The organism is Syntrophorhabdaceae bacterium, from assembly GCA_028713955.1.
GTDB lineage: Bacteria > Desulfobacterota > Syntrophorhabdia > Syntrophorhabdales > Syntrophorhabdaceae > UBA5609.
In genome coordinates this window covers 1-13,485 of record JAQTNJ010000071.1, presented here as the reverse complement: position 1 = coordinate 13,485, position 13,485 = coordinate 1, and the positions used below count along the sequence as shown (strand labels likewise).

Sequence of the window (13,485 nt, the reverse complement as noted above, 5' to 3'; positions counted from 1 at the left end):
CTGCGAAGGTTTTGTTGTGTTCATGAAGAAGCAATTTATAAGAAGGTCCATGACAAATGATAAAACAAAATCCATGCCATATTGCGTCATTCAATAATATCAATGTGTTATGAATTCGGTTTGATTGCTTTTCGAAAAGAATCTGAGGAAAACATTTCCCAATGAGGAAAATATTTCCCTTTGGAAACTAATGAAGCTGAGTATCGATCCTCAGGGCAATGTCGTCAAGAAGCTTCTGCTGCCTTCTATTGAAGGATTTCCTGAGGCTTGCTGTTATCCTGGATTTCAGTTTTTCAAACATCTTTTTCTCTTTCGCCAACTCAAAAAGCTGTGACCTTAAACTGCTGATCTTTTTTTCCCTGTCTTCTTTCTCCTCTATCAAAGTATCTTTTCTCTTTTCCAGGTAACTGAGGTAATCCTTCAGAACAGAAAAATCACTTCCTTTCATCGGCACCGCGCCAAGACCATTGTGGCTTTTATGGATAGTCTCTTCGGTCATACGTATGTTGAGAACAATCCCTTTCACTTCAAGGGCAGCATCCTCGATCTCCCTCTCCTTACCCCGTATCATCGTCTCTTTCAGCTCGATAATCTTATCAATCTTGTATTTCAGCATGGCCTTTCAAATTTCGTATATCGTATGTCGTATATCGTAGGTCAGAGGATATCCGTCCCCCCTCTTTTTTTAGAAGGTTTTGCTATATACGATATACTATATACGAAATACTGGTTTAGTCGTATATCGTATTTCGTAGGTCAGAGGATATCCGTCCCCCCTCTTTTTTTAGAAGGTTTTGCTATATACGATATACTATATACGAAATACTGGTTTAGTCGTATATCGTATTTCGTAGGTCAAAGGATATCCGTCCCCCCTCTTTTTTTAGAAGGTTTTGCTATATACGATATACTATATACGAAATACTGGTTTATACGTAAAAGAGTATCTTCATACTGTTCAGTGCCTCTTCGAGTGTAACCTTTTCATCCACTTTTTGAGCCAGGAAGGCCCTTACGCGGTCGATCATGGACATGGCATAGTCGATCTTTTTGTTGTTCCCCGGTATATATGCCCCGATATTGATCAGATCTTCAGCCCTCTCGTATTCAGACAAGACCTCTATGATCCTGCTCGAATATTCTATCTGGTCCTTCGATACGATATCCTTCATGATCCTGCTTACGCTCCTTAAGACATCGACCGGAGGGTACTGGTTCATGTCGGTCAACCTGCGGGAAAGAACGATGTGCCCGTCGAGGATCGCCCTTGATGAATCCGCGATAGGGTCATCGAGGTCATCGCCCTCGACGAGGACCGTATATATCCCGGTCATTGTTCCTTCTCCGTCTCCGTTCCCTGCCCTCTCAAGAAGTTTCGTTAAAAGGGAAAAGACGCTTGGTGTATAGCCTTTTGACGTAGGAGGCTCGCCGATCGCCAGCCCTATCTCCCTTTGCGCCATGCCAAACCTGGTCAGGGAATCCATAAGCAGAAGGACATCCTCTCCCCTGTCGCGGAAATATTCTGCAATGGCTATCGTCAGAAAGGCCCCTCTTACCCTGATAAGCGGCGGCTGATCTGAGGTTGCCACAATAACAACAGAGTTTTTGATACCGTCGCCGAGGTCCCTCTCTATAAATTCCCGTACCTCCCTGCCCCGCTCACCTATGAGCCCGATAACGTTTACCTGCGCCTCGGTGTGACGCGCTATCATCCCCAGGAGGACGCTCTTGCCGACACCTGAACCGGCGAATATGCCTATCCTCTGTCCTCTGCCGCAGGTAAGAAGTCCGTTGATACTGCGGATACCGAGGTCAAGCGGCGCAGTGATCCTTTTCTTCTTCATGGGGTTCACCGTCTGCCGGTATACAGGGATCTGCTCTTCGTACATAACGGGGCCCTTGCCGTCCATCGGATTGCCGAGCCCGTCGATCACCCTGCCAAGGAGCCCATCCCCGACAGAGGCCCTCACGGTATGCTTCTTTGAAAGGATCTTGGAGCCTATGCCTACACCGCGCAGATCTCCGAGAGGCATCAACAATGTCTTGCCGTCTTTAAATCCAACAACTTCGGCATCAATCGGGGAAGTCCCGTCAATGGGAAATATGAGGGCCGAATCACCAACAGAAGATATGGGGCCTCTGCCCTCTATGACGAGACCGACAACCTGATTGACCTTTCCGTAGACCCTGTAAGGATAGAGGTTGGGGATAACACTCTTAATCGAGAGAACCCTTTCAGTATTAAAAGTGTCCATCAAGAAATTCTTTCTTTAATTCTTCAATCTGTGTTGAGATCCTGCCGTCGATATCACCAAAGGCTGTCTCGATGACAAAACCGGGTTCTTTCAGGGTGTCGTCATGGACAACCTTCAGTGAACCGATGTTCGCCTGGGGGATATGTTGTGCATCCTCGGTCCTTATCTTTATCAGGATCTGACCTTTATCTTCACAAAGTTCAACAGCCTTCCGGACCATTTCCATGATCACTTCTCTCCTCTCTTCACATTCCTTCAAGACAATCGCCTCAGCAAAGGTCAGCGCCAATTCCGTTGACAATCTCTCGCTTTTCCTGATCAGGTCGTCCCTGAAGGAAGAAAGCTCCGCTATATAGCCGTTTATCCTTTTGATAAGAGGATCTACCTTTTTCATTCCTACTTCATACCCGGCCTTTTCACCCTGTGCAAAGGCATCCTCAAAAACCTTTCTCGCTTCATCTTCAACGTCCCTTTGTATCTCCTCGCCTCCTTGTTTTTCGGAGGAAGTATCGAAGTACCCTACAAACTCAGACTGGATACTTTCGACCTCTCTGTCAAAATCATATAGGACGTATGGTTGCATAAATCAGTCGTTAGTCTATAGTGAATAGTGAATAGCAAACAGACAACTGATGCCGTGAAAAGTGAAAAGTTTTAAACCAGGACAGGTTACGGAACGCCGGTGATTTAATCGGTATCAGGCATTCTGAGCTCGACAGAAAGGCTCTTCCGGATTGTCTCTTTGGTTTTTTGCTATTCACTATTCACCATTCACTATTCACTGCTTTTTCACACAAATTGTTCTTTTCCGCTCGAAAGCAGTATCTTGCCTTCACCCTCGAGCTTCTTGGCAATCATCGCTATCCTGACCTGCGCCTTTTCAACATCAGATAAACGCACCGGCCCCATAGCCTCTAAGTCTTCCTTCAACATCGCAGCAGCCCGCTCGGACATGTTCGAAAAAATCTTCTCTTTCATGGCATCGGAAGAACCTTTCAAGGCGATACCGATATCCTCTGAGGTGACTTCCTTGAGAAGTACCTGAATACCCTTGTCATCGACCTTCTGAAGGTCTTCAAAGGTGAACATCAGTTGCCTGATCCTTTCAGTAAGCTCCGGGTTCAGCTCCTCCAGCTTTCCCAGGAGTTCAGTTTCAACAGTCCTGTCCATCTGGTTCAGGATACTCGCAACGGCTTCTACTCCACCAAGCTGCCGGCCCTCTACGTTACTGACAGATTCCAGCTGCTCCTTGATAACATTCTCAACCTCCGCCAGGACATCGTTATCGACCTTCTCGAGAAAGGCCATTCTCGTCACTACATCCGTCTGTATATTATCAGGGAGGACCATAATCACTTCTCCAGCCTTTTTTGGTCCCAGCGTGGACAGAACCAGGGCAATAGTCTGGGTATGCTCGCCCCTGAGCACATTTGCCAGGATCCTGGGGTCGCATTTCCTTAAAAATTCCCCCGGCGCTCCCTTTTTCGTCTCCATACTGCCGATAAATTCTTCCGCTTTTTCATCGCCGAAACTTCTTTTAATAATCGACTTGAACCTCTGTTCACCGCCCACAACCTGCTTGTTTCTCTTGTTCAATTTAGACATGAATTCTTCGTGAACCTTTGTGACAACATTATCAGGGATCAGTCTTAGCTTCGCTATCTCATGGCCAATGGCTTCGATCTCTGTCTCGTCAAGCTCCTTGATAATCTCCCTGGTCATATCCTCGTCTATCGTCAGGAGCATTATAGCGGCCTTTCTTATGCCTGGCATTTCTTCCGGTTCCATCACGTCCCTTCCTTAACCCACTCCCTGATGATTGAACCGACAAGCGCCTTGTCCTTCATAACGTTCGCCAGGGCAGCTGTTGCTTTATCCTCTATAGCCTCTGGCGCGGCGCTGTTGTTTTTCACGTATACATCCCGGATCTGTTGGAGCGGCAGTGTCTCTTCCCTTCTTTTAAGTATTCCGAGAACCGGCTTGATAACAAACAGGAAGACCACAATCAGCATGATCAGATATACAACATATTTACTGACACTCATTATGAGATCTTTCTTCTCGGCCTTTTCCATCAATACCTTTTCATCTGCAAAACTTTCAGTCTCGAAAGGAACATTCAGGATCTCGATCTTATCGCCCCTTTCTTCGTTATAACCTACTGCCCGGGCAATAACATTTTTGATATCATTTATTTCTTTCTGCGACCTTGGGACATACTTTAATTCTTCCCCTTTTTGTCCCTTCACCTTCTCATATTTGCCGTCAACAACGATTGCAAGCGACATCTTCTTTATGTCCCCGAAGGGTTCAATGATCTTGCTGACTGTCTTGCTTACTTCATAGGACATCTGCGCTTCTTCCCTCTCTGATTCATTGGAACGGCCGTTCGTGTCATCCGGTTTGACACTGCCTTTCTTTCCGATATTCGGAACGTTTGACGCCACTCCCGGCACACCTCCGTTGATCCTTGCGCCGCTCCTGTTTACGGTCTTCTCTTTGCTCTTTCGTTCGCTTGTCATGACAGTCTTGTTCGGCTGGTATTCCTCTTCAACCTTTTCTACTTTTCTCAGATTGAGCTCAACGCTGGCCCTTACTATTGATTTACTGGATTGTATGAATTTATCGAGCATGGACTGCACTGATTCTTCAATCGTTCTCTCAACGCTCTTTTGCAGCTCGAACTGTTGTCCTGATAAGGCAATTGCCGAACCGGCATTGCCGCTTTTGTAGAGGATCCTGCCGGAGGAATCGATGACCGTGATATTCTCCGGTTTTAACCCTTCGATACTGCCTGCGACAAGATGCACAACTCCCGCGATCTGTTCCTTTGTGAGATTTCTCCCTTGTTTCAACTTTAAGAATACAGAAGCGGTAACCTCCTTCTCACGATCGGTAAAAAGTGTTTTCTCGGGTATGGCAATGTGAACGCGGGATGCCTTGACTTCCGGCATCTGGTTGATCGTCCTCGACAGTTCACCCTGTACTGCCCTTTTATAATTGATATTCTGCATGAATTCAGTCATACCGTAATTCGTTTTATCGAAAAGCTCGAAACCCATACCCCCGCTTCCGGGGAGTGAATTCTGCCCCGCCAGCATAAGCCTCACATCATATACCTTTTCTTTCGGCACATAAACAGACGTACCTCCCACGCCCAGTTTATAGGGAACCTTCAACTCTTTCAGCCTTGCGACGATCATCGACGCATCATCGGTGGAAAGCCCCGAGAAGAGTGTGCTGTAGCCCTCTTTCTGGATAAAGGAGAGACCGATAATCGATCCGCCGATAATGGTAACGAGTATAAAAAGGTGTATGTAGAGTTTGTTCTTCGGGGTGGTCCTCAAATAGTTTCTGAAACCATTGAAAAAGCCTTCCAGAAATCCCATGGCTATACCTGCATTCTCATAATTTCTTCATAGGCGGTGATTATCTTGTTCCTGATCTGCATCATCATCTGGAAGGTAAGGTCGGCTTTCTCAATTGCCATCATTGTATTGTGGATGTCCTGGCTTTCCATTTTCGCCAGTTTCTCTACTTCCTTATCTGCTTCTTTTTCAAGTTCTGTGACCTTTTGAATAGATTCCTTGAGAACATCGCTGAAAGATACCTTGCCCTGTTCATTGTTCTGGATCTTGATGCTCTCCGGAAAACGGTTCAGCATAATGCTGTCTATCTTCATAACCGGCCCTCCTATTTCCCAAGCTCAAGCGACTTTAAAAACATCGCTTTTGTTGTATTCATGACGTTGATATTAGCCTCATAAGCCCTTGTGGCAGCAACCATGTCTGTCATCTCTTCCATAAGATTCACATTCGGAAACGTGACATACCCTTCACTATCAGCATCAGGGTGACCGGGATTGAAGACCCTTTCAAAGGATTTGCCGCTTTCAGCAACCTCCTCCACTTTGACCCCTTCAATCCTCCCGGATAACAAGGTGCCGAACTCCTTATCGTCGGACACATCGGTCGTGCCAAAAACCACTTCTTTCTTCTTGTAGGGGCCGCCATCCTCAGTTCGCGTACTGTGTATGTTCGACAGGTTCGTGGCTATTACCTCCATCCTTGTTCGCTGTGCCTTTAAACCGGAAGCACTGATCTTCAGGATATCAAGCATTCCCATACTATCTCCTTCCTTCACTGATGAGATATCTCATGAGTGAAATTTTCTTTGTTGCTACCTGGATCAGTGAATGAAACATGAGCTGATTCTCGGTCAGTTTCATCATCTGACTCTCTATATTCACCGTATTCCCGTCGATTGTGCCCAGGCCATCATAATCTGTTTTTTCCCGGACCTCGATGTTATCAACTCCGCTCATCTTTCTCTCAAGTTCAGCCTTGAAATCAATATCCCTTTCTTTATAGTTAGGAGTATCCACGTTTGCCAGATTCCCGGCTATCACCTTGTGGTAGAAAGCCCGTATATTAAGGGCCTTTTCAATGAGATCCATTACTGCCATCAGTACCCCCTCGCGGGAATTTCGTATCCCATGGTCCTGTATTCATGAATCTTGTTCCTCAGGGTCCTCGCGGTGATACCGAGGATAGTTGCCGCCCTGGTCCTGTTCCCTCCCACTGACTTCAGGGCGTCAAGGATCAATTTTGTCTCCATCTCCCTGACAGACCCCAGCGCCACGTCTTTCGAGCACTCTAAGTCTTTTAAATGGGTCAGTTTTATGACAGAACCATTGGATAATATGCATGCCCTTGCGATGGTGTTCTCCAGTTCCCTTACATTCCCTTTCCATTGTTTCTCCATGAGAAATCCGATCGCCTCTTCATTGATACCGATATCCATACCCATAGAATGTTTTTTCAGCAGATAGGCGGCCAGCGGCGGGATATCCTCTTTCCTGTCCCGAAGCGGCGGTACCAGGATGGGGAATACATTAAGCCTGTAATAGAGGTCCTCCCTGAACTTACCGTCCCTGACAAGTGTCTCTATATTTTTGTTTGTTGTAGCGATCACCCGGACATCCACCTTCTTCGGGTATTGCGATCCCACTGTCTCCACTTCCTTTTCCTGCAAAACCCGCAAAAGTTTTGCCTGAAGCCGGAAATCCATTTCAGTGACCTCATCCAGAAGGATCGTTCCCCGGTCCGCGATCTCAAATTTTCCCGGCTTTCTTGACAATGCGCCTGTGAAGGCGCCTTTTTCGTAACCGAAGAGCTCACTTTCGAGAAGGTTCTCCGGTAAGGCAGCACAGTTGACGGGCACAAAGGGCTTGTCGATCCGCGAACTGTTCTCGTGGATAAAGCGGGAAACGAGTTCTTTGCCGACACCGCTTTCTCCGAGCACCAGGACCGTGGCATCCGATCTGGCAACCCTCCCGGCCTTTTGCAGGACCTCCCTCATAGCCCTCGAAGAATAGATGATCTTTCCGTTACTGACACCAAGCGCCCGCTTCAGAACACCATAGAGGGTATCCGTGTTAAATGGCTTCTGAATATAATCGAAGGCGCCTTCTTTCATAACAGTAACGGCATCCTGTATCGTTCCATATCCGGTAATGAGGATAACGGGAAGAAACGGCGATTCTTCCTTGATGTGTTTGAGGAGGTCAATGCCGCTTAAACGCGGCATTTTAACATCGGTAATCACAAGGTCATAGATCTGTTTGTTGATCTCCGATACGGCCTTTACCCCATCATCGACAAGGGAAACAGTAAACCCGGCCTTGGTCAGGGATTCCTTCAAAGCAATCCTCATATGGTCATCATCGTCTACAACCAGAACATTTGTTTTCATTGTCTATCCTTGGGGATATACATAAAAAAGGACGAACCGGATCCTTCAGCAGATTCTGCCTCAATAAAACCACCGTGTGCCTGGACAATGTTATATACGATGTACAATCCGAGCCCGACTCCTTTATCCTTCATCGTAAAGAAAGGATTGAAGATGTTTCTCCTCACATCCTCCGACATCCCGACGCCGTTATCACTGACGACGAGAAGAACATAGTTCCCTTCTTCCCGTATCTCGATCCTGATAGTCCCTTTCTCATTGACGGCATCTATCGCGTTACTGATAAGATTCATAATGACAAGTTTTACCAGATCAGGATCGAATAATGACGGTTCCCGATAGGAGGCGTTGAACTCCACCTCTATTGCCCGTCCCATGATGGAAACACTCATAAAATCGAGGGTATCGCTGACAATCTTGAAAAGCTTCTCTTCCTTCAGGACAAGTGTTTTAGGACGTGTGTATGAGAGGATGTTGTTGATGATCCTGTCGATCGTTTTTAAACCGAACAGGACATAATCAACATACTTCTTCTCTTTTGTCTTCAACCTGTTGCCCTGGATCATCGAAAGAAAAAGCTCCATACTGCCAAGGGGATTCTTGATCTCATGGGCGATCCTCGCTGCCATCTCTCCCATGGCCCTCAGACGCTCATCCCTTTCACTCCTCTCTTTCATCTTTTCGACTTCCGTAACATCCTCGATAACAATGACCTCTTTCCCTTCAAAACCATTGGTCAATCTTTCTTTTTTCCACCTGAAGTATCCCTTGCTGTTTTTGATCTCACCGATCTTTTCTCCGTTCACATTAAGGTGCGGAACGATACCTCCCGTTGTCAGCCTTGCCGCATTCTTGTTCTGGAATATAACCGATTTTCTATCAAGGACCACAACTCCCACGGGCAATGAGTCCAGGATATTATTCAGGTAGTCGCCTGCCTTTTCCAGCTCTGCGTTCTTTTCCTCTACCTCTTTTGTAAGCTGTCGTATCCTGCTTTCCAATATCCCGTAGTAACTGATTATTGAATCGGAGGCCCTTGAAAATTCGTTAAAGGCGTTTTCCAAGAGCTTGACGTCTGGAGCAGGCATGCCTTTTTAATTTGCAAGATATGTACCAAAGACAGCGGAGGGCGAAGAGCAGAGAGCTGAGAGCAAAGGGCAAAAATCTGTTCAACGTTCTATGCCTGCCCTCGAATGACTCTATCGGGGGTTCAACGTTCAACGTTAAGACAAAACAGGCAAAATAGATCAGGGAGCGCAATGAACGCTTTAAACCAGATACATCATTGGGGCATGGTGTCGGGTTATCCTTAAGCAAACCGTCGTGAGGCGAGGAAGCTTGGTCTTTTGCGTAAGCAAAAGTTCCGAAGCCGAACGCGAGCGAATGTAGCCGCTGGAGCGTATGAGCGTGTTTGCGGAGAATAGCCCGACACAATGCCATACTAATGGAAAATCCGGGTTTAACTCTATAAACTCAATAAACCCAATAAACGCTATCGATTGTCATTATTTTGACGGAAGGGGTATCAGTCGATGCCGAGACGTTTCATCTTCTCGATCAGAGTGGTCCTGTTGATATTCAGGACCTGGGCGGCTTTGCTTTTCACGCCTTGCGTTTCCTGGAGGGCCTTCATAATCAGTGTCTTTTCGAACTCAGAGACAAGCGTGTCGTACCCTTTCTTCATGTTGAGCGAAACCTTCTCCCCCTCGCTCTCAGTGTTGTAGAATTTTTCAGGCAGATCTTCAAGATCGATATAACCATTTCTCTTCAGGACTGCCATCCGCTCAACAATGTTCTGCAGCTCCCTCACGTTACCGGGGTAATGATAGTCAAGGAGCGCCTTGATTGCCTCTTCTGTAAAACCCTCTATATTCGCATTATTCAGCCGGTTCGACCGCTCGAGGAAATAATTCAGTAATAATGGTATGTCCTGTCTCCTCTCCCGCAATGGTGGTATATGAATGGGTACTACATTGAGCCGGTAGTAAAGGTCCTCCCGGAATTTTCCCTGTTTAACGAGCTCTTCAAGCGTCCGGTTCGTAGCCGCGATAATCCTTAAATCTACTGTTATTGTCTTCGATCCTCCGATACGCTCGAAAGACCTCTCCTGAAGAACGCGGAGAAGTTTTACCTGCAGGTTGACGCTCATATCACCGATCTCATCGAGAAAGATGGAACCGCCGTGCGCAATCTCAAATCTCCCGAACCGGGTATTGGCAGCCCCCGTAAATGCCCCTTTTTCATATCCGAAAAGCTCGCTCTCGAGTAATGTCTCCGGTATGGCGCCACAATTCACCACAACAAGAGGACTGTCCCGCCGTGAGGAATTAAAATGGATCGCCCTCGCAACAAGCTCCTTTCCCACGCCGCTTTCTCCTGTAACAAGGGCAGTAGCGTTTGTGTCAGCCACCTTTTCGATAAGCTCAAACACCTTCTGTATAGGAAAGCTGTTGCCGATAATATTTTCAAATTTGTATTTATCTTTAAGGCAGCTTCTAAGGATCGTATTCTCGCGTACGATCTTGTTTTCCGCGTATCTCCTCAACAGATTGGATTTTAACCGCAGCCCCTTCGGGATATTATCTGTCTTGATGAGATTGTAGTAGTACATCGCAGAATCTACCGTTGCGAGCACTTCCTCGAATTTAAAAGGTTTCAGTATATAGTCAAAGGCCCCACACCTCATGACGCCGATCGCAGTTTCGAGGCTCCCGTAACCGGTTATAACAATGCCAAGGGTATCGAGATATTCTTTCTGAATAAAGTTTATCAACTGAAGGCCGTCGATCCTTGGCATCATCAGATCGGTAATCATGATCTGGTAATTGTTGTTTTTCAGGGCGATGAGCGCTTTCTTGCTGTCATTGAAGGGGTCCACGGTGTAACCGTTGCCGCTCAGGAATTCACTCAACATCATGAGTATGTCTTCTTCGTCTTCGACGATTATGATCCTGCCTTTTTCCATCACGGCTCTCAGTTATTTTTTCTTTTATCGATGATAATGTTCGAATTCCTGAGCATGTCCCAGGCCTTTTCCTTGTCTTTTTCCGCCTCTGTGGTTCCATCCTTGTTTCCCTGCGATGAACCGATTGAGTACGCGGTCTTCTCTTTGTCCCTGTTCACCTCTATCTCTCCGCTGTAAGAATTTGACGGCAGATGGAGGACAAGAAAGACAACGAGTATACCAAAAACAATACCTATATTTTTCATCCTGTTCACCCCGACCCGGTACTATTATAAATACATTTTTCTCTTTTAGTAAGCAAAAATTGTTCCAAGGATATATAATTATCTACAATTATCTGTTCAAATGTTGATATATACTTGAAAATATCATTTTTTCGTTATATATATTCCGTTGTCGAAAGGATTTTAGATGCACAATTTAAAACCCTTATTAAAAAAGTGTTTTACCCCTATTACCATCCTGATCGTTCCCCACTCAAAGTCGCAACCCCTGAGAGTGAAGGTATCTTTCATGAAAATACTGCTCTGTTGTTTCCTCTGCCTGACAGGAGTCGGCTATATATTATCCATTGGCGTTGACACTGTTGAATACTATGTTATGAAAAAGAAACTTTCATACCTTGCGAAAGAATTCGATGATCTGAAATCCACCATCTCATCACTGAAAAAGGCCGATACAGAGTTCACAAAACTCCTCTCCCTGAAATCGAAGAACACAATCCTTGAGTCTGTCGATTTTAAGGATACAGGGTCACTCGATATCGAATCGCTGAAAAAACAGATCCACGAAACCATTCAGTCCGTCTCTGCAATCAAAAATTACATCTCGGAACAAAAAGATGTATATCTCGCAACCCCTGCCGGGTGTCCCGTTAACGGGAATATAAGCTCTTATTTCGGGGAAAGGGTACACCCCGTTACCGGTGAAAAGACCATGCACACAGGGATCGATATACGGGCGCCTGTCGGTTCACCGGTGCATACAACAGCCCCCGGAATAGTCAGTTTTTCAAGCTGGACAAACGACAGCGGTTACATTATTGTCGTGGAACACGGCCATGGATTCAGCACGGCCTATGCACACAACAAGAAGAATCATGTTTCAGTCGGTCAAAAGGTAAAAAAAGGTGAACTTATCGCGAGTTCGGGTTCTACGGGAATAACAACGGGGCCCCACCTCCACTATGAAGTATGGAAAAACGGCAGACAGATCAACCCGACCCTTTATCTAAAAGAGATGCAATAATGTTTCATAAGAAAAACTCATCGATTGAAACATTCATAAGCAAGGATGTAACAATAAAGGGCGAACTCACTACAGAGGGGATTGTCAGGATCGATGGGAATTTTGAAGGCAATATCCGGGTAGACGGTCTGATCATCGGCAAGACCGGGGACATAAAAGGTGATGTGGAAGCCCGCGAAATAATGATTGACGGGAATATCGAAGGCAACGTCAGCGCAAAGGAGATCATTGAGATAAAGCCTGACGGAAAGGTCCAGGGCGATATCCAGACCGTCAAGCTGATCATATCTGAAGGGGCCCTTTTCATCGGACGTTCAACGATGCAGAAACCACAGGACACCCTGTCCGAACAGGATGAACAGGGTGAGCAGAATGAGAACAAGGTGAAGAAACTCTTCAAATCAATCTCGATATTTTAAACAACCTCCTTGCTGTCATGTTTATTGTCACTATAGTCAAAATATAAACACCCCTGAGCGTGAAAAGGTGAAAAGTAAAATGTGAAATGTCAAAATCTTTTTTTGATATTCATTTTCTTTCTTTTCCCTTCCCTTTTCACCTTTTATTTTTCATCTTCTCCCTTTCACTTTTCACATTTCACATTTCACTTTATAAAATTGGCATTTCTTTTGCACCATTTTGGTATATCGACGATGAAAACGAAAAAAAATATCTTGCAAGTTTTTGCGAGAAGAATAAAATATGCATAGGCATAACCTAAATCATACATTACAAAAGGAGAAGGAAATGATACCGGAAAAGAAAAACAGCAGTACGGAATATGAGGAAAAGGATATCACCACCGTTGTTGCTGACGATCTCGAGATCAGAGGGACCATCAAGTTCAAGACCTCTGTTATGCTGAAGGGCGTTTTCGAGGGGGAAATCTTCTCGGAAGGGCTGCTGGTCGTTGGTCCTACCGCGAAGGTCACGGCCACCATCAGCACAAAAACCCTGGTGTCCCACGGCGAGATTACGGGCAATGTTACAGCAACCGAGCAGGTTACCCTCAAAAATACTTCTTTACATAACGGCGATGTCAGCACCCCGAACATTATTATCGAAAACGGCGCCGTGTTTAATGGCTCCTGCGCGATGAGAGCAAAGGACATAACGGTAAAATAACGAAACTACATTAGTCATATTCGTAAGCCCACAGAAAGGAGGTAGTGATGGGGAATGGAATACCGATTATTGACGAACCGGTCGAGGGGAAAATCGTCACTGTTATAGCTGACGATCTCGAGATCAGAGGGACCATCA

At 45.8% G+C, this 13,485-nt stretch carries 15 protein-coding genes; 3 read left to right on the top strand and 12 right to left on the bottom strand.

The genetic code is table 11. The features are described 5' to 3' along the window. Positions 1–187 precede the first annotated feature (187 nt). The 12 genes from PHU49_07855 to PHU49_07800 form a co-directional block, all read right to left on the bottom strand. Positions 188–616 carry a flagellar FliJ family protein gene (locus tag PHU49_07855; protein MDD5243917.1) on the bottom strand — a complete coding sequence of 143 codons (429 nt, stop codon included), beginning with the start codon at positions 614–616 and terminating at the stop codon, positions 188–190. Between the two features lie 313 nt (positions 617–929). Beyond that, positions 930–2,255: a FliI/YscN family ATPase gene (locus PHU49_07850; GenBank protein ID MDD5243916.1), complete on the bottom strand. Its 1,326-nt coding sequence runs from the start codon at positions 2,253–2,255 to the stop codon at positions 930–932. Beyond that, entirely contained in the window at positions 2,242–2,838 is a 597-nt protein-coding gene (locus PHU49_07845; GenBank protein ID MDD5243915.1) for a FliH/SctL family protein, read from the bottom strand. The genes PHU49_07850 and PHU49_07845 overlap by 14 nt, the downstream gene beginning before the upstream one ends. 206 nt (positions 2,839–3,044) lie before the next feature. Further along, a complete protein-coding gene (fliG, locus tag PHU49_07840; protein ID MDD5243914.1) occupies positions 3,045–4,043 on the bottom strand; it encodes a flagellar motor switch protein FliG in 999 nt (332 codons plus the stop codon). Continuing rightward, positions 4,043–5,644 carry a flagellar basal-body MS-ring/collar protein FliF gene (fliF, locus tag PHU49_07835; protein ID MDD5243913.1) on the bottom strand — a complete coding sequence of 534 codons (1,602 nt, stop codon included), beginning with the start codon at positions 5,642–5,644 and terminating at the stop codon, positions 4,043–4,045. The genes fliG and fliF overlap by 1 nt, the downstream gene beginning before the upstream one ends. Before the next feature lie 2 nt (positions 5,645–5,646). Next, on the bottom strand, positions 5,647–5,937 hold the full coding sequence (gene fliE, locus PHU49_07830; protein MDD5243912.1) for a flagellar hook-basal body complex protein FliE: 291 nt from the start codon (positions 5,935–5,937) through the stop codon (positions 5,647–5,649). A gap of 11 nt (positions 5,938–5,948) precedes the next feature. Next, positions 5,949–6,380 (bottom strand): flagellar basal body rod protein FlgC, encoded by a 432-nt coding sequence (flgC, locus tag PHU49_07825; protein MDD5243911.1) that lies wholly within the window; start codon positions 6,378–6,380, stop codon positions 5,949–5,951. Position 6,381: 1 nt separating this feature from the next. Further along, the gene (locus PHU49_07820; protein MDD5243910.1) at positions 6,382–6,720 is read right to left on the bottom strand and encodes a hypothetical protein; all 339 of its coding nucleotides are present in this window, start codon (positions 6,718–6,720) and stop codon (positions 6,382–6,384) included. Continuing rightward, positions 6,720–8,009 carry a sigma-54 dependent transcriptional regulator gene (locus PHU49_07815; protein ID MDD5243909.1) on the bottom strand — a complete coding sequence of 430 codons (1,290 nt, stop codon included), beginning with the start codon at positions 8,007–8,009 and terminating at the stop codon, positions 6,720–6,722. The genes PHU49_07820 and PHU49_07815 overlap by 1 nt, the downstream gene beginning before the upstream one ends. After that, the gene (locus tag PHU49_07810) at positions 8,006–9,097 is read right to left on the bottom strand and encodes an ATP-binding protein (protein ID MDD5243908.1); all 1,092 of its coding nucleotides are present in this window, start codon (positions 9,095–9,097) and stop codon (positions 8,006–8,008) included. The genes PHU49_07815 and PHU49_07810 overlap by 4 nt, the downstream gene beginning before the upstream one ends. Positions 9,098–9,534: 437 nt before the next feature. Continuing rightward, positions 9,535–10,974: a sigma-54 dependent transcriptional regulator gene (locus tag PHU49_07805; protein ID MDD5243907.1), complete on the bottom strand. Its 1,440-nt coding sequence runs from the start codon at positions 10,972–10,974 to the stop codon at positions 9,535–9,537. Positions 10,975–10,982: 8 nt separating this feature from the next. After that, positions 10,983–11,219: a hypothetical protein gene (locus PHU49_07800; protein ID MDD5243906.1), complete on the bottom strand. Its 237-nt coding sequence runs from the start codon at positions 11,217–11,219 to the stop codon at positions 10,983–10,985. Positions 11,220–11,487: 268 nt separating this feature from the next. Here PHU49_07800 and PHU49_07795 point away from each other — a divergent pair, with 268 nt between their 5' ends. The 3 genes from PHU49_07795 to PHU49_07785 all read left to right on the top strand — a co-directional run bounded on the left by PHU49_07795 (position 11,488) and on the right by PHU49_07785 (position 13,347). Further along, positions 11,488–12,222, top strand: a complete 735-nt coding sequence (locus PHU49_07795; protein MDD5243905.1) for a M23 family metallopeptidase — start codon at positions 11,488–11,490, stop codon at positions 12,220–12,222. Further along, a complete protein-coding gene (locus PHU49_07790) occupies positions 12,222–12,641 on the top strand; it encodes a polymer-forming cytoskeletal protein (GenBank protein MDD5243904.1) in 420 nt (139 codons plus the stop codon). Before PHU49_07795 ends, PHU49_07790 begins: the two co-directional genes overlap by 1 nt. A gap of 328 nt (positions 12,642–12,969) precedes the next feature. Continuing rightward, positions 12,970–13,347: a polymer-forming cytoskeletal protein gene (locus tag PHU49_07785; GenBank protein MDD5243903.1), complete on the top strand. Its 378-nt coding sequence runs from the start codon at positions 12,970–12,972 to the stop codon at positions 13,345–13,347. Positions 13,348–13,485 lie beyond the last annotated feature (138 nt).